This is a genomic window from Psychrobacter sp. W2-37-MNA-CIBAN-0211, assembly GCF_040309405.1.
GTDB lineage: Bacteria > Pseudomonadota > Gammaproteobacteria > Pseudomonadales > Moraxellaceae > Psychrobacter > Psychrobacter glaciei.
The window spans coordinates 118,648-135,246 of the sequence record NZ_JBEOOU010000003.1 but is presented as its reverse complement, the minus strand read 5'-3'; the positions used below and the strand labels follow the sequence as shown (position 1 = coordinate 135,246).

At 44.0% G+C, this 16,599-nt stretch carries 15 protein-coding genes; 9 read left to right on the top strand and 6 right to left on the bottom strand.

Features of this window, described 5'->3' with window-relative positions; translation table 11 throughout:
* Positions 1-5: 5 nt before the first annotated feature.
* The 4 genes from panB to yjgA all read left to right on the top strand — a co-directional run bounded on the left by panB (position 6) and on the right by yjgA (position 3,524).
* Positions 6-806, top strand: a complete 801-nt coding sequence (gene panB, locus AAEY72_RS05190; protein ID WP_352309708.1) for a 3-methyl-2-oxobutanoate hydroxymethyltransferase — start codon at positions 6-8, stop codon at positions 804-806.
* 64 nt (positions 807-870) lie between these two features.
* On the top strand, positions 871-1,791 hold the full coding sequence (panC, locus tag AAEY72_RS05185) for a pantoate--beta-alanine ligase (protein WP_352309707.1): 921 nt from the start codon (positions 871-873) through the stop codon (positions 1,789-1,791).
* Positions 1,792-1,841: 50 nt separating this feature from the next.
* Entirely contained in the window at positions 1,842-2,801 is a 960-nt protein-coding gene (gene rapZ, locus AAEY72_RS05180; protein ID WP_352309706.1) for an RNase adapter RapZ, read from the top strand.
* A gap of 210 nt (positions 2,802-3,011) precedes the next feature.
* A complete protein-coding gene (gene yjgA, locus AAEY72_RS05175) occupies positions 3,012-3,524 on the top strand; it encodes a ribosome biogenesis factor YjgA (protein WP_010200860.1) in 513 nt (170 codons plus the stop codon).
* Positions 3,525-3,677: 153 nt separating this feature from the next.
* Here the strand turns inward: yjgA and AAEY72_RS05170 are convergent, their stop codons facing one another.
* Positions 3,678-4,298, bottom strand: a complete 621-nt coding sequence (locus AAEY72_RS05170; RefSeq protein WP_210540887.1) for a thiol:disulfide interchange protein DsbA/DsbL — start codon at positions 4,296-4,298, stop codon at positions 3,678-3,680.
* Positions 4,299-4,713: 415 nt separating this feature from the next.
* On the opposite strand from AAEY72_RS05170, the gene ubiG reads away from it, so the two are divergent.
* The 4 genes from ubiG (at position 4,714) to AAEY72_RS05150 (ending at position 7,809) form a co-directional block, all read left to right on the top strand.
* Positions 4,714-5,595, top strand: coding sequence for a bifunctional 2-polyprenyl-6-hydroxyphenol methylase/3-demethylubiquinol 3-O-methyltransferase UbiG (gene ubiG, locus AAEY72_RS05165; RefSeq protein ID WP_352309705.1), 882 nt, complete (start codon positions 4,714-4,716; stop codon positions 5,593-5,595).
* 71 nt (positions 5,596-5,666) lie between these two features.
* Entirely contained in the window at positions 5,667-6,377 is a 711-nt protein-coding gene (locus tag AAEY72_RS05160) for an HAD family hydrolase (RefSeq protein ID WP_352309704.1), read from the top strand.
* A gap of 240 nt (positions 6,378-6,617) precedes the next feature.
* Positions 6,618-7,391 carry a YciK family oxidoreductase gene (locus AAEY72_RS05155; RefSeq protein WP_352309833.1) on the top strand — a complete coding sequence of 258 codons (774 nt, stop codon included), beginning with the start codon at positions 6,618-6,620 and terminating at the stop codon, positions 7,389-7,391.
* Positions 7,392-7,542: 151 nt separating this feature from the next.
* Positions 7,543-7,809, top strand: coding sequence for a DksA/TraR family C4-type zinc finger protein (locus AAEY72_RS05150; protein ID WP_010200867.1), 267 nt, complete (start codon positions 7,543-7,545; stop codon positions 7,807-7,809).
* A 106-nt stretch (positions 7,810-7,915) separates the two neighbouring features.
* On the opposite strand, the gene AAEY72_RS05145 is transcribed toward AAEY72_RS05150, so the two are convergent.
* A complete protein-coding gene (locus AAEY72_RS05145) occupies positions 7,916-9,121 on the bottom strand; it encodes a CobW family GTP-binding protein (protein ID WP_352309703.1) in 1,206 nt (401 codons plus the stop codon).
* Between the two features lie 55 nt (positions 9,122-9,176).
* Entirely contained in the window at positions 9,177-9,935 is a 759-nt protein-coding gene (gene ompR / locus AAEY72_RS05140) for an osmolarity response regulator transcription factor OmpR (RefSeq protein WP_025651114.1), read from the bottom strand.
* Positions 9,936-10,294: 359 nt separating this feature from the next.
* Here ompR and AAEY72_RS05135 point away from each other — a divergent pair, with 359 nt between their 5' ends.
* The gene (locus tag AAEY72_RS05135; RefSeq protein WP_352309702.1) at positions 10,295-12,832 is read left to right on the top strand and encodes a helix-hairpin-helix domain-containing protein; all 2,538 of its coding nucleotides are present in this window, start codon (positions 10,295-10,297) and stop codon (positions 12,830-12,832) included.
* Between the two features lie 145 nt (positions 12,833-12,977).
* Here the strand turns inward: AAEY72_RS05135 and AAEY72_RS05130 are convergent, their stop codons facing one another.
* The 3 genes from AAEY72_RS05130 to AAEY72_RS05120 form a co-directional block, all read right to left on the bottom strand.
* Positions 12,978-13,442 carry a hypothetical protein gene (locus tag AAEY72_RS05130; protein ID WP_352309701.1) on the bottom strand — a complete coding sequence of 155 codons (465 nt, stop codon included), beginning with the start codon at positions 13,440-13,442 and terminating at the stop codon, positions 12,978-12,980.
* Between the two features lie 435 nt (positions 13,443-13,877).
* Positions 13,878-14,714 (bottom strand): hypothetical protein, encoded by an 837-nt coding sequence (locus AAEY72_RS05125; RefSeq protein ID WP_352309700.1) that lies wholly within the window; start codon positions 14,712-14,714, stop codon positions 13,878-13,880.
* Between the two features lie 423 nt (positions 14,715-15,137).
* Entirely contained in the window at positions 15,138-16,442 is a 1,305-nt protein-coding gene (locus AAEY72_RS05120; RefSeq protein ID WP_352309699.1) for a saccharopine dehydrogenase family protein, read from the bottom strand.
* Between the last annotated feature and the right edge of the window lie 157 nt (positions 16,443-16,599).

Genomic DNA, 16,599 nt, shown 5'->3' with positions numbered 1-16,599 from the left:
GTCATATGACGACGTTATCTACTTTAAATAAATTCAAAAAAGACGGCACCAAGTTTACTTGCTTAACGTGCTATGACTCGATGTTTGCACGGATGATGGACAAGGCACAGATTGATACCATTTTGATCGGTGATAGTTTGGGTATGGTGGTACAAGGCCATGATTCCACCTTGCCTGTAACCGTTGATGATATGGCTTATCATACGGCCAATATTGCCCGTAGTAATAAATACGCACTGATACTGGCTGACTTGCCGTTTATGAGTTATGTGACCTTGCCAGAAGCGGTCGCTAACAGCCGTCGATTGATGCAAGCTGGCGCGCATGTGATTAAAATCGAAGGCGGTAGTGAGCTTTGTGAACTGGTGACTACATTGGCGCAAGCAGGTACGCCCACTTGTGTCCATCTTGGATTGACCCCGCAATCAGTCAATGTGTTTGGCGGTTATAAAATCCAAGGTCGCGGTGACGCAGCAGCTGATAAATTGCTTGCTGATGCCAAAGCAGTGGTTGCCGCAGGTGCCGCACTTTTAGTATTAGAATGCGTACCTGCTGAGCTTGCGAAAGCGGTTACAGAAGCGGTTACAGTACCAGTGATTGGCATTGGCGCTGGCGAAGATACGGATGGCCAAGTGTTGGTCATGCATGACATGCTGGGCATGGCTCATGGCCGAGTACCTCGCTTCGTTCATGACTTTTTAACTGATGAGCGCAATAGTACGCACAGTATCGAAGGCGCCTTTGCCCTTTATCAGCAGTCAGTACGCGACGGCAGTTTTCCAACTGAGCAGCACCAATTTAGCTAATTTTTTTAGCCAGTCTTAACGAGTCTTTTGGTTTTTACGATTATCAGTAGAAGAATATTTAACGATGCCAATCATTTATCAGCAGATTTCAGAGTTGCGCGCCGCTCTACAGCCTTATCGTGGTCAAAGAAATGATAAACCAGATAGCGCTCAGCGTATTGCTTTAGTACCAACGATGGGCAACCTGCATGAAGGTCATCTGGAGCTGGTAAGCATTGCTAAGCAGCATGCCGATATTGTGGTGGTGAGTATCTTTGTCAATCCTACCCAGTTTGGGGAAGGAGAGGATTTTGATAGTTATCCACGCACCTTGGAGGAAGATGTCGCTAAGCTAGCAACGGTTGGTGCAGATTATGTTTTTGCACCCAATGTCGATGAGATGTATCCGGTATTGCCACCATCGACCACAGTTCTTGCTGGTGCCATTACCAATCAATTATGTGGTCAATCACGTCTTGGTCACTTTGATGGTGTGGGTATTGTCGTCTCTAAATTATTCAATATCGTGCAGCCTGATGTGGCGGTATTTGGACAAAAAGACTACCAGCAACTAGCGATTATCAAACAATTAGTACGTGATTTGAGCTATCCCATTGAGATTGTGGGTGCACCTATTGTTCGCGCTGTCGATGGCTTGGCGCTGTCTTCACGCAATCAATACTTGAGCGCAGCAGAGCGCAAAACAGCTCCCGTACTTCATATGGAACTGCAACGCCTAGCACAGAAACTAGCACAGCAGTTAACGAGTAATAAGCAGGGTATGCAAGGGTTTGACGCATTACTAGCAGAAACGCATCAGCGTATTAGCGATGCTGGCTTCAATATCGATTATCTAGAAATAAAAACTGACCAGCTAGGGACTATTGATACTAGTGATAGTAGTGAAGCAAACGGTAATGGTAAAAGTAGCCATTTAATGATTTTAGTCGCTGCTTGGCTAGGGCGGGCACGATTGTTAGACAACCAATTAGTGACGGTACATTAGCCGTTGTAACGTAGTAATTTGCTGGATGCAATGGACTAGGATGACGGATCATGGATGCAAACAACAGTAAGCAAACAGAGCGGGAAGTGGGGGCTGTAACGAACGATGAGCGGCTGAGTATTTTAGTCGTGTCAGGGCGTTCTGGCTCAGGTAAAACGTCAGTATTGAATATCCTAGAAGATTTAGGCTATTATTCTATCGATAATTTACCGTTATCATTGGTGCCTGATGCTGCCAAGAAGCTGGTCAGCGATAGTGGTATCAAACGCATCGCGCTTGGTGTTGATATTCGTACCCCGCGCGCTGACTTATCTAATTTCGCTGAGACCCATGACATTCTAAAACAGACTTATGGTAAGCGGGCTGTTGAAGTAGTGTATGTGACCGCGCAAGAAAGCACCTTGGTTGCACGCTTTAATGCAACGCGACGCGTTCATCCGTTGATGTCACAAGATGTTGACAGTGATAATGCTAGGCATATCGCTTTCAATCTACCAGCCGCGATCAAAAAAGAAGTTGAGCTGTTAGAGCCCATTGCCAGCCACGCTGATATCACAATTGATACCAGTATGCTTAATATCCATCAGCTCAAAGACACGTTGCGTGCCTATGTCGGTATTGACAATCAAATTGTCATTAATTTGCTGTCTTTTGGTTTTAAGTACGGCAGCCCAATTGATGCTGATTTTATATTTGATGTTAGGATTTTGCCAAACCCACACTGGAAACCTGAACTGCGCGCCTTGACTGGTCTTGACTCTGAGGTCGGCGAATTTTTTGCAGATTATCCAGAAGTGGTTGAAATGACCGACGATCTCGAAAGGTTTTTAAGCCGTTGGCTGCCTGATTTTTTACACAATAACCGTCATACCGTGACAGTGGCAATTGGCTGCACTGGTGGCAAGCACCGCTCAGTATTTATTACCGATAGTTTACAACGTCGTCTTGCCGATGCGATGCCAAACACTATAAAAGTGTTGGCGAAACATCGTGAAAAAAACCGTTGGTAGTTATTGGTAAACATTAGAATATGTCCTCAATTTAATTGATGGGCTAAAAATGGCTAAATTTTGCCAAACAGCGTCAAATAGTTGGTTAGTATCTTGATATTATCTGCGCTATTTTTCTTGTTTGACTGCAATTTGTCTTATTTTTATCGCCGTTTTTAGAGTGAGGACACGCCCTAGTACTTTTATTATTCATTATTTTGGAACGCTTTTATGATTGACTGGTCAGAACATGATATGCGCGTCTCGCGCACAGAACTCAAAAAATCCCATGAGCGCTTACAACAGTTATCGATACCACTTGCCAGCTTGTCGAAAAAACAGCTGAAAAACCTGCCAGCCAGTGATTATTTTATGGCAGAGTTGATGGCTCTTGCGGATATCACCAGTGCCACTGCGCGTATTAGACAGACCAAGCGAGTCGGCAAATTGATTAGCGAAGAAAATCGCCATGAATTGGTAAAAGCTTTATTCGATGCCTTTTTTCCAAAAGAACAAGTCTCTAAAATAGAAAGCTGGTCCGAACGTCTCAATATCAATGATGAAGGCACACTAAAGCAGTTTGTCAAACAGTATAAAATTTCAGAGCGCAACAGTCTGTATCAGTTATTGCTTTGGATCGAATACGCCAAGCACACGCACGATGACGAGCTGATGATGGAGTCTAAAGAAGATTTAGCCAGCTATATTCGCGAAGTGACAATCTTATCGGATTTAAAAGGATAGTTGTCCTAAACCAGCTATCGGTAAAGCTACTAATGACTGTATAAAACCCTATCGAAGTCTAAACACAAAAAAGCCAATCATGATTGATTGGCTTTTTTAGCGGCGTTAATACAGTCTAATTAAAGATAATTAACGTCATAGACATGCCTGTGTTTATTTTTTCTCAGCACGTGCTTTGTCAACTAAGTAATCGACAACCTTAACTACTTTGGCGTCTTCACCCGTTACCACGTACTTGCCTTGTACCACAACAGCGGGTACGCCCGATAGCTGATAACGTTTAGCGCCTGCTTGTGAGCGACCAATTTTTGTACCAACGGCAAATGAGTTATAAAGGCTGTTGAATTTCTTTTGATCAACACCTTGAGATGCATACCATTTGCTTAATGAAGCTTGGTCAAACAGTTTTTTGCCATCTTTATGAATGGCATCAAATAACGCATCATGGGTTTTGCTTTCATAGCCTAGGAGTTGAGCAGAATAAAAACCACGGGCACTGGCTTCCCAAACAGGGTTAAGCGCTGCTGGCGTTTTGAAGAATGCCACATCTTTGTCTTTGTTTTTTGCCCATTTTTCCATATGTGGATTAAGCGCATTACAATGCGGGCAACCATACCAAAAGAATTCACGCACAATAATAGCATCACCGGTGATTTTTTCTGGATTGTCTAGCACGCGATAATCTTTTCCGGCGACATAATCGGCTGCTTGTGCGCCCATACTGGCGATTCCAATGGCGAAAGCCAGACCAGTCAATGTAATGACACGTTTCATACTTTTTCCTTGAGAGGTAGAGACTGAGAGTTTTAGGAGTTTGAAGGTATAAATGACAAAGTGTCGAGTATAATCAACCTACAGTAGAGTACCGACTATAATAACGTAAAATAGGTGTGGTTGTGAACCCGATTCTTAACTAACGGTTGTAAACCTGTGAGCTATTATTTAAGGTATCTTACTTATCACTATTTGAGTTTCAAAATTGAAAATTTTAATCAAGTAAAGGCAGAAACTGCCATTGGAGCAATAGTTGCTATAAAGTAAACAGCATACGGTGATGATGACGTTCAAGTATTTGCTAACCTCATTCACAATCCGTGACGATGTACTCACGACAAAACCGCCGCTTGCATGCTAATATTAAGTATATAATCGTGCACTGTATACGATAATAACTCTAAAGGAAAATGCTATGAGCGCAGCTTTATCTTCGTCTTCTGTAAATGATCAAGCGACCAGCCGTTTCGATGATGCTGATACTAATAATACGGTTACGGATGATACTGTGGCTGATAGTACAACGGCTGCCACGATAAATGTGGATCCTAGCGAAGTCGACAAGTTTAATAAACTGGCGAGCCAATGGTGGAGCAATGCTGGCGCGTTTGCAACTTTACATGAAATCAATCCACTCCGCCTGAACTGGATAGAAGAAAATATTAAGCGCGGCTATCAAAATAGCGATGATAGTACAAACGCTAGTAAGACTGCTGAGATGGGTCTGACTGGCAAAAAAGTGCTCGATGTCGGTTGTGGCGGCGGTATATTGTCTGAGTCGATGGCACGTCGCGGTGCTGATGTGACCGGTATAGACTTAGGGACTGAAAACCTAAAAGCGGCCACGCTTCATGCCGAGCAAAGCAATTTAGAAAAGACGTTGCGCTATCAGCATATCCCAGTAGAGCAGCTAGCAAAAACCCATGCGGGTCAGTTCGATGTGGTGACATGCATGGAAATGCTTGAGCATGTGCCTGATCCAAGCTCGATTGTGCAGGCTTGTTTTGAGCTGTTAGCGCCTGGCGGTGTGTGTGTGTTATCGACGATCAACCGTAATCCCAAATCGTATCTGTTTGCTATCGTTGGCGCCGAATATGTATTGCGCTTGCTTGACCGTGGCACCCATGATTATGCCAAATTTATCACGCCTGCTGAGCTGGACAAAATGGCAGTTACTGCTGGGTTTACACGCCAAGATATCATTGGCCTACATTACAACCCAATAACCAAGCGTTACTGGCTGGCACAAAACGTCGATGTCAATTATATGATAGCCGTACAAAAGCCAAAGGCTTGATAGTTTAAGTCATTGCTTATCGTCCCATCATTAACGCACCAAACACCTCACTAATTAAAAGAGTATGCCTTATGAGCCAATTCGTCAAAGCCGTTTTATTTGACCTTGATGGGACGCTAATCGATACTGCCGCTGACTTTGTACGGATTATCGGTAAAATGAGCCGCGAAAACGATTGGCAAGCCCCGCCTGAAGCGCTTATTCGAGAACAAGTTTCTGCTGGTGCGTCAGCCATGGTCAAGCTTATGCTGCATCAAAATGGGCAAGACAGCGTTAGCGAAGATGATTTACTTGGTTTTCGTCAGCAGTTTTTGGATGATTATGCCGCAGATATTTGTATTGATAGCTGTGTATTTAGCGAGTTAGAAGAAGTGCTGACCACACTTGAGAAAAAAGGCGTACCTTGGGGTATTGTCACCAATAAGCCGCGCTATCTAGCAGAGCTACTGTTACAAAAAATGCAGTTAGATGAACGCTGTGCGGCCTTGGTCTGTCCTGAGGATGTGTCACGTTCCAAGCCTGATCCAGAGCCGATGTATATGGCATTAGAGAAACTCGGTATACCGCGCGGCGCTGCTGGCTGTGTTCTCTATGTCGGCGATCACATACGTGATATTGACGCTGGCAATGCCGCTGGCATGTCGACGATTTTGGCCGCTTATGGCTATATTCCACTTGAAGATCAGAAAAGCTTAAAGAAATGGGGTGCAGATTATATTACTGATACCCCTGCGCAGCTGAATAAACTTTTACTTGCTTCGGGTAAGTTCGAATATCTATAACTGATCCAATTATAAATAATTAAACTATAATTAGATCAATTGTAGGAACATCAACTATAAGTAAATGACTCATGAATATGTCATCTGCAATAGTTGCCTTTAAGTAAGTCCTTCTAAAAATAAATGCTTTTGAAATTAAATACCTTTAATAATAAATAACAAGCAGTGAGTCATACCATGAGCGACAATGTTAAGCAGTTGGCGACCGAGCAGAACCATCAAGCAGCCACGGGAAATGCGATGCAACCTTTAACGCACGACAATATTCGTCAGTTTGTGCCACCTGTTGATTGCTTAGACGGTAAGACTATCTTGGTAACAGGTGCAGGCGATGGCATTGGACGCGTCGCTTCATTAACCTACGCCCGTTATGGTGCCACGGTTCTACTATTGGGTCGCACGAGTAGCAAGCTTGAATATGTCTATGATGAAATTGAGAGCTTGGGTGGCAAGCAGCCAGCCATGCTACCGATGAATTTAGAAGGTGCAACCTATGCAGACATGCAGAAGTTAGAAAGGCTTATCGACAAAGAAGTGGGTCAGCTTGATGGTATATTACACAACGCTGGTATGCTCGGACAATTGACGCCGCTTGAGATGTATGACATTGATACTTTTGATCAAGTAATGAAGGTCAATTTTACGGCGACTTTTATGCTCACCCAAGCGTTGTTACCGCTGCTAAAAGATGCGAATCATGGTTCCATTGTCTTTACTTCTAGCACGGTCGGTACGCATCCTCGCGCATTTTGGGGTGCTTATGCGCTCTCCAAGCAAGCCGTCGAAGGAATGAGTGATATCTTTACTCAAGAGACGCAAAATACGACGAATCTGCGTTTTAACTGTATCAATCCTGGTGGCACTCGTACCAATATGCGCGCTCACGCTTATCCGGGTGAAAACCCAATGTCTCTTAAGACACCTGAAGACATTATGGCGGGCTATGTTTGTTTGATGAGTGACGCCAGTATCGGAATACGTGGACAAGTGGTAGATTTACAACCAAAAGATTAGCAGAGAAAGATTACTGTAAAAACCATAGCGTTATATATGTTTTTTACAGTCGCTGGCGGGTTGTAATTAGGCTTAGAAAGCCCCATCTATCTGTTCTTAAAGACTTTTATCTTATAAGATATTAATAATAATAGACAAAAAGGATAAGATTATGGCAGGTGGCTGGTCAAAAGATGGTGCCGAGCACGAACAAATGGATGCGACGGTCAATGATGCGCTTGAGCGCGCGAGGCGTGCGCAACCAACGGGTAAGAGTGCAGAATTTTGTGATGAGTGTGGCAACCCGATTCCAGAAGCGCGTCGTATTGCCGTGCCGGGTGTGCAGCATTGCGTCGGCTGTCAAACCGAGCTTGAGCAAGAGGCGAGAGCTGCTGAACTGTTTAATCGTCGCGGCAGTAAAGACAGTCAATTGCGCTAATTAGTACAAGTTAATTAAAAAAAGACCAACCCTACTATTTTACTTAGTAGTGTTGGTCTTTTTTTTGAACGTAGTATTTTTTAAAAGGTAGTCTTGTTATAGGTAACTAGGGCGTGTCTTCAATCACCAGTTCCATCAGCTCATTGTCGCAAGCCTGCCAATCTAGTGAAGATAATAATAGTGGTGTATTCTCTACTTCTGCTTTGTTAGACACTACACCGTTATCTATAACTGACTGCAAAATCACCTCTAGTCGGCTATCAATTTGGGCGCTCGCCGTGGTGATAGTCAAACTGTCAGGCGTAAAGTTAATCTTTAACCAACCATCAGAGGTGTTAACCAAGCCTTTAATACGTTGCCAGTTAGGCAGCCTTAACAACCATTCTTGTAGACCATCAGCATTAAACACATAATGTGCAGGCAAGCGCCAGCCACCTAGCAGTACATCTTGTTGTTGCTCATGATAGCGGTAGGGTAGATCGGTATCTGCCTCTATGTCTCCAAGACTTTGGTCGTTCTCTGTAGCTCGGTTAGACATCAAGCTAGTAAATGGCTTTAAAGAAGTACGAATCTGATTAGGCTTGGTTTTATCGGTAGCGCATTGCTGAGAGATGGTATGGCTTGGTTTGGTCAGCTGTGCTATCAGCGTTGATGAGTGGGTACTCAAAGCAGTTGTATTATTTGAGCTATTATCTTCGGTTCGAGAGAGAGACTTTGTCCAAATGACAGCCACCTCAGAATTGAGCATTGCTATCCACTCTTGTAAAGCCTTGAGTTCATCTGCATCCAGTTGCGTATAGCGATTGATCACTAAGACATCAGCATCACGGACGTGCGCTTGAAAACCATCGTGCGAACGATACTTTTGTTGTTGCCATTGCACACCACTTAGCACCGTAATGACGGCCTGCATATTGAGCACTGTCTGCCAATGTGGCGCGCTCAGTTGTTGTATCAACTCGCGCGGATGTGCCAATCCAGTGGGTTCGATAATAAGACGCTGCGGACGATGGTCACTAAGCAGGCGAGTAATCGCAATTTGTAGGGGCAGTTGACTGGTACAACAAATACAGCCACCACTGACTTCACGAATGGCAATGCTACCTGCATCAGCATTGTCGTCTTGCGCACTTGCTAGCAGCGCACCATCAATGCCAATACGCCCAAACTCGTTAATTAATAGCGCCCAGCGCTCATCGGCGGGCTTGCTAGAGAGTAGCTGGTTGATGACGGTGGTTTTACCCGCGCCCAAAAACCCTGTCACCAAGGTGCAGGGTATGTTTTGAATCATGGTTGATGTGGTCAAAGCCATTATTGTCTAAACCATCGTCATAAGTGGTTATAAAGCAGCAACTATAAAGTAAATACTATTCACTTTTTGCCGTTTCGACTTCGGCTTCGTCAGGAACGAACACGTAGCCTACGCCCCAAACGGTTTGTATATAGCGGGCTTGCGAAGGGTTGTCCTCTATGAGGCGGCGCAGACGTGAGACTTGTACATCGATAGAACGCTCCATCGCACCCCATTCACGACCACGAGCTAGATTCATCAGCTTATCGCGAGTTAACGGCTCACGTGGATGCTGAACCAATGCCTTTAATACTGAAAATTCACCAGTTGTTAAGGTAACGACATTGCCGTCACGTTTGAGCGTACGAGTCGATAAATCAAGTGTCCAAGGTCCAAACTCAACCACTTCTAGCTGATGACTTGGCGCACCAGGCAGCTCGCGATTTTGACGACGAAGTACCGCTTTGATACGAGCAAGCAGCTCTTTTGGGTTAAAGGGCTTAGGCAGATAATCATCCGCGCCCGCTTCAAGACCAGCGATACGATCAGCATCGCCGCCTTTTGCAGTCAGCATGATGATTGGAATATCGCCATTGTCTTCACGCAGACGCTTACAAATACTAATGCCATCTTCACCCGGTAGCATCAAGTCCAACACCACCAAAGAAAAAAGCTCACGTTGCATCAACTTGTCCATTTGACTGCCATCATGGGCAGTACGAACGACGAAGCCATCATCTTCTAGGAAGCGTTGTAATAAAGAACGCAGACGGGCATCATCATCGACCACTAAGATACGCTGAGTCAAAGTATCGGGGCTGTTATTGTCAGGCATACAGGCATCCTCTTATAAAAATTATTATTAGTAGAAATTATCAGCAAAAACACTGTCGTTATTTTATGGTTGAGCCATTTATTATAGAAATTGCATATAAATAAAAAACTTTTGTTCAATTCGTCAGTGCGTATCAATATTTGTGCTCTTGGTACTTTAGTGTATAAGATTGCACCGCCAATTGCATCACCTGTAGGCATAAATGCTGTATGCGTTTGTTTAACAAGGCTACAGAACTTAAGATAGCAACCGAATTAAGCTATAAAATCACAGATAAATAAGGAAAAGATAAAAAGGATTTTTATTCATGCAGCTTTTGCTATAATGCCAAACACCATTTATCAACGATTGATACGTCTATGAGTAGCACTGATACCTTAACGCCATCTCAAACCTCGACAAATGCACAGGTTTTGGATGCAACCACACACGCGAATATTCACGACAAGCTTGCTCGCGCGCTTGGCATTAAGACTGCTCAAGTCAATGCGTTTGTCAAACTTTATGATGAAGGCGCGACTGTTCCGTTTATTGCGCGTTACCGTAAAGAAAAAACGCAGAATCTTGACGATGCGCAGCTGCGAGCTTTAGAGAAGTCGCTCAATTATGAGCGCGACATGGCAACGCGTCGCCTTAAAATTACTGAGCTGCTTAGTACGCAAGGCAATTTGACCGACGAGCTACAGACGCGTATTGATAACGCGACGTCTAAACTTGAGCTTGAAGACATCTACTTGCCTTATCGTCCGCGTCGCCGTTCACCAGCGGCCAAAGCACGCGCTGCCGGTCTCGATGTGGCTGCTCAAGCAGTCTTAACACAAGAGATTACCCCAACAGAGGCACTGGCTGACTATCAAGCGCCATCTAGTATCTCTGACGATAGCGGTAATGAGATTGAGGTCGACTTTAGCGATATCGACAAGCAGTTGGCTGGCGTACAAGCCATCATCGTTGATGAATGGACGCAGGCGTTAGATCTGCTGGATAACTTGCGCAGTGGTTTTGCCAAAACGGCCAGTATCGTCTCGGCAGTTGCCAGTGATGATAAACGAGAAGTTGGCGAGAAGTTTAAAGACTATTTTGAGCACAGTGAAAGCCTTGCTCGTCTACCCAATCATCGCCTATTAGCGATGCTACGTGGTCGCCAAGAAAACGTTTTGGGTCTCAAAATTGAAGGCGAAGATACTCCTTTTATCGAAAAGATTATTGCTCATTTTGATATCGATGCCAAGGCACCTGCTGCCCGTCGTGAGTTTTTAGCAGAAGCGGCGAGTAGCTTGTGGAAAGAAAAATGGCGTCCGCATATTGAACATCGTCTATTGACTGAAAAACGTTTGACCGCTGAAGCAGATGCGATTGATGTGTTTGCCAATAATTTACAGCACCTATTGATGTCAGCACCTGCTGGTCGTAAGGTTATCTTAGGCGTTGATCCTGGTATTCGTCATGGCGTAAAAATGTCCATCGTTGATGCCCAAGGTCATGTCATGTTGGATAACGAAGACAAGCCAGTTGTCGCTACCGTGTATCCGTTTGCCCCTGATAATAAGATGGATGCAGCTAAAAAAGTCATCGATGAGCTGTTAAGCACTTACAACGTTGATTTGGTCGCTATCGGTAACGGTACGGCGAGCCGCGAAACAGATGCGATGATTAAAGAAATTTTGGCTGCCAATTCTGAGCTAAAAGCCAAAGCGGTTATCGTTAATGAATCAGGCGCTTCTGTTTATTCGGCGAGTGAGCTTGCCAGTGATGAGCTTGCCAATTTAGACGTATCCGTACGCGGTGCGGTTTCTATCGCGCGTCGCTTACAAGATCCACTGTCAGAGCTCGTTAAGGTTGATCCAAAAGCCATTGGCGTTGGTCAATATCAGCATGATGTCAACCAAAACCAGTTGGCCGATAGCTTGGATAAAGTCACCCAAGATAGCGTGAACGCGGTTGGGGTTGATGTAAATACGGCAAGTCCTGCTATCTTAGCGCACATTGCTGGTTTGAATAAAAACGTCGCCCAGCAAATCGTCACTTATCGTAAAGAGCACGGTGCGTTTGATAGCCGTGAGGCGCTCAAAAACGTCCCACGTTTGGGTGCTAAAACCTTTGAGCAGGCAGCAGGCTTCTTACGCATACACGACGGTAGCAATCCACTTGATGCGACTGGTGTGCATCCAGAAAGCTATGCGCTGGTTGATAGCTTACTTGCGCAAACCGGTAAAGCATTGCCGGAAGTATTGGGGAATGATGGTGTACTAAACACGATCGACACTACTGCGCTTGCTGCAAATGATGACAATATCAGCGTAAAAGCAATTATCGAAGAGCTTGCCAAACCTGCTCGCGATCCACGCCCTGAGTTCAAAACGGCTAATTTCCGTGACGATGTCAATAGCATCAAAGATCTGAGCGAAGGGATGACGTTAGAAGGCGTGGTTACCAATGTGACGGCTTTTGGTTGCTTTATTGACGTTGGTGTCCATCAAGATGGCTTGGTGCATATCTCACAGATGGCCAATGATTTCGTTGCCGATCCAATGAACCGCGTCAAGCCGGGTGACATCGTGTCAGTACGTGTTATTTCTATTGATGAAAAACGTGGTCGTATCGGGTTTAGCATGAAGCCTGAATCTGAGAAACCTGCACGCCCAGCAGCAAAACCTACTGCGAGAGATGCTGGTTCTGATGAGAAGGGTAATCGCTCGCGTAGTGACCGTCCAACTAGCAGTCGCCCAGCTGCTGATAAACGTCCGTCTAACCCACGTGGTAAGCGTCAGGATAAAGACAACGCGAGCAACAATCGTAGCAAAGCGCCAAGGGCTGATAAAACAGAAGTGCCAAGCAAAATGGGTACGTTGGGTGCATTGCTGCAAGAAGCAGGTGTGACTAAAACTAAAAAATAAGTGGCTTTATGGGTTTCTCAAGTCATTTCTAAATAATTAACAGCAATAATCAATAAAAAAGGCAGCCATTAGGCTGCCTTTTTTATTGGGAATATATTTGAAACATATATTACTAGAAATGCTTTAGCGTGGCTAATAACTCAGCTTATTGGTCGTCTTGTTCCGACTCTAATAAATCCTCTTCATCTAGCATGTCTTCTTGTGGATCTTCTTGTAGCATCTCTTGTTGTTGCATTGCTTCTTCTGGATCTTGCATGGCTTGTTGTTTGGCTTGCATAGCCTGCTGTTGTGCTTGCTGCATAGCTTGTTGTTGTACTTGCATATCTTGATCTTGTTGTTGTGCTTGAAGCTTAGGCGCCATTTGCTGTTGATTAGCGCTGCTATTCACGCTTGCTCTTGAGATGCGCTGAGTTTCGCTGATCTGAATCGAATTAGATTGATTTGGTACTGATTGATTATCAGCATTTACAGCTTCAGTCTCGAGTGTGGTAGCGGTAGTAGTGTTTTGCATATTTGCTTGTGCAGTCTCAGCAGGTGCTGCCATGGCCAAGCTTGGGATAGTAAGTGCGGCACCAATAAGTAACGATAAAGGTAGGGTACGGTTTTTCATCAGTTGATTCCTCAGTTTGCATTCTTATAGTGTCAGCTTAAAGTATTTCAAACTTGACGCTTATTTACATGCTTTCGTTTATCATAAATTAATTTAGTATTTTGAATATATATATTTAGTATATCTAACATTTAATGTGTAGATAAAATAAAATCATGACAACCGTATAGCGATTATCATGACCAATTTGAACGAAAAGCTTTATAAAATCATCTAATAAAACTCTAAGCAAGAGAATACCAACTAAGCCATTATTATTTCAGTAGTACATAGATTAAAAATCTAACAGACGAGCGCTCGCAGGTGACTTTGTGCAACTATTGTATTCTTATTGTCAGGTGAGAATATGAGCGCTGCCACCTTATCTTTAGGTATGTCAGTTACTAAATAAGCGCATGACCTACTGAGAGTCAAGCCTTTGTCCTGTAGAAAAAACTATTCGACGATGACATATCTACCAGTCGTAGGGTCGATAACGCGCTGCTGTAAGTCATTATCAGGGACACGGATAACTGGGAAAGTCTGGCTAATTTCTGTACTGTCGATTACCTCGGCATCTGCTGCTTCGCCAACGACGACGGTACGTCCAGCGTCTTCTACAGCAATGGCAGTACCGTTAGCCGTGTTGACACGTTTGATTTGATCCACGGGGGCAACGATTACTTCTTTTACCCGATACTTAGCGGGTCGAATAACACGAGTGGTTTCGATAATGACTGGCTCTACACTGCGCTCTTCAGTAATCGCAAGTTGTGCTTCTGGCGCGTCAGTTTCAGTGACTTCAGCCATAATCGGTGTCGGGAATTTGGTGCCAAAATGATTGTCACACTGTTGCATACTTAGACGGACAGGATTGCCGTTTTTGTCCATATAAACGTTGACTGGCATATCAGCAGCGATGGGAACGTATTTTCCGACCAAGGCACCCGATACCCCGTAGCGACCATTCGATTGTCCAACGCCTAAATCACAAGCGCCTACTGCATAGTCGCTAGTATTCAAGTTATTGCTGTCAACGACATTCTGTGGAATCATAACATCAGATAAGCGCATTTTTTTGACAGAGGTTTCACCAGCTTGGCGCTTGGGATTTTGATACGTATAAGGGGTATAAAATTTGGCTGAGCCATCTTTGACAGCAGTGACGCACTCGTCGTAACTGTCGTAGCCTACGTTGCCGTGAGTATCGGTCGTCATCCCAGCATTTGCATTACTGCCAATCATTGCCAGACCTGAGGTGATGACAGCGGCGGTCAATATATTCAATTTCATAGTTACTTCCTTTTAATTATAAATAGATGTGTTGTAGTCAGAATGGTGACTTGCTTATATGGCTTATTTTTATACTGAGTCATTAGTGAAAGTCGTTAGTGAAATAATCACCTATTTAATAAATAACGTCATGACGTCATAGTTTCTAATTCAACGTTTCTGCCTTAGTGTTTCTTTACTTTAACTTTTTTAATGCTACGTCAGTTGCTAATAGATGGCTGTGACATCAGGCTAAGAATGTGTAGCATAATGTATAAAAAAAGCGAAAACTGGCAACATTGTTCACCAAAAATGTACGTTATTATTATTTATTAACATCTGCTCAAAATTCATGGGAAATTTCACCTATTAAAAAACCGTACCTTGTTACCAAGATACGGTTAGTAAAACCTAAGGCTTTATCACTCTAGAATCTATAAAAGTCTAACCCTCGACTATTTCGAAGCTAAGACCTGCATGCGTTTCTAGGCGCGTTAGCAGTTTATTGCCCATTGCAGATGCTGGCGTCCAAAACCCACCACAGACATCGTCTTTGCTAATATCTTGCGCTAAACACAAGGCCGCTTGTGCCAGCATGCGTGATGTACTGCCATAGCCAGGATCTTTGTCGCCCGTTACTTTGGTATTGATGGTGTCTTTATTGGTAGTCTTTCCAAAAAGACGAATATCGTAGTAACCATTATCTTGATCAGACTTCGACGGGCCAGAGCCAGCTTTCGGTAAGACGTGCTTGGACAGTAACTCGCGGCTTGGCTTAATCATCATCGCGGTGGCAAATCCTAACAGCCCAGCGCTCAGGGCATAGCTCGACAGCTTACCTTTTATGCCATCTGTCATCCACATGGCTTCGTCATATTTAAAATCGCGTCCATATTCATAGCCGAGTAATTGGTTACTGCGATGCACGATACGGGTATTGATGCTTGCCATCACAAAAGGAGCCAACCAGCGTTTGTGCTCACTGTCATATTCTGGCTTGCTGATATTGGCTTGGCGTACGCTAGGCACGTCTTTATCATCATTAAGCAGATAAGGGTTTGCCACTTGCTTACGACGTGATTTATCTTGTCCCACTTCTTCAAAGATAGTGGCCATTGACGCAATCGTACCACCAGATAAACCCCCTTTCGCCGCTTTTACGCGCATGTGAATCACATCACAAGTGCTATCGAACTGAGCTTCTGCCTGCTGCTGGGTAAAATAAACGCCCAAATCTGACGGGATAGAATCAAAACCACAGGAGTTGACGATACGAGCACCACTCTCTTTGGCAGTTTCTTGGTATTTGTCCATCATGTCTTTGATAAAGATAGCTTCACCGGTGAGATCGACATAGTCTGTACCATTTTCGGCGCAAGACTTGATTAACGGCTCACCATATTTTAGGTAAGGGCCGACGGTTGAGATAATGACTTGTGTTTGTTTGGTCATCTTATCAAGACTGGCAGCGTCCTTACTATTGGCTATAATGATGTCTACTTTGTTCTCAAGCTTGGACTGTAATTCGTTAAGCTTGTCCTCGTCACGACCCGCTATCGCCCACGTGACGCTATCGCCATTTTTATTTTTGGCATCAGACAAAAAGCTTGTTAAATAATGGGCGGTAATTTGCCCAACGAAACTTGTCGCACCATATAAGACGATGGTGTAAGGACGCTGTTCACTACTGGTCTGCTTGTTATCATCTGCTGCATTTATAGTCTTTGAAGTATCCGTATTTGTAGCCATATTTATTATCCTTAATAAGTGTTTTTTATATGTGATCTCATACTGAATGGTAGAAATAAAAAATCATTTTTTATATGCCATTGACTCTATTCTAAGACATGTTAACCGTAAGTAGAAACCCGTTAGTGTGAACTGTGATGGTTTATAGCAGACTATA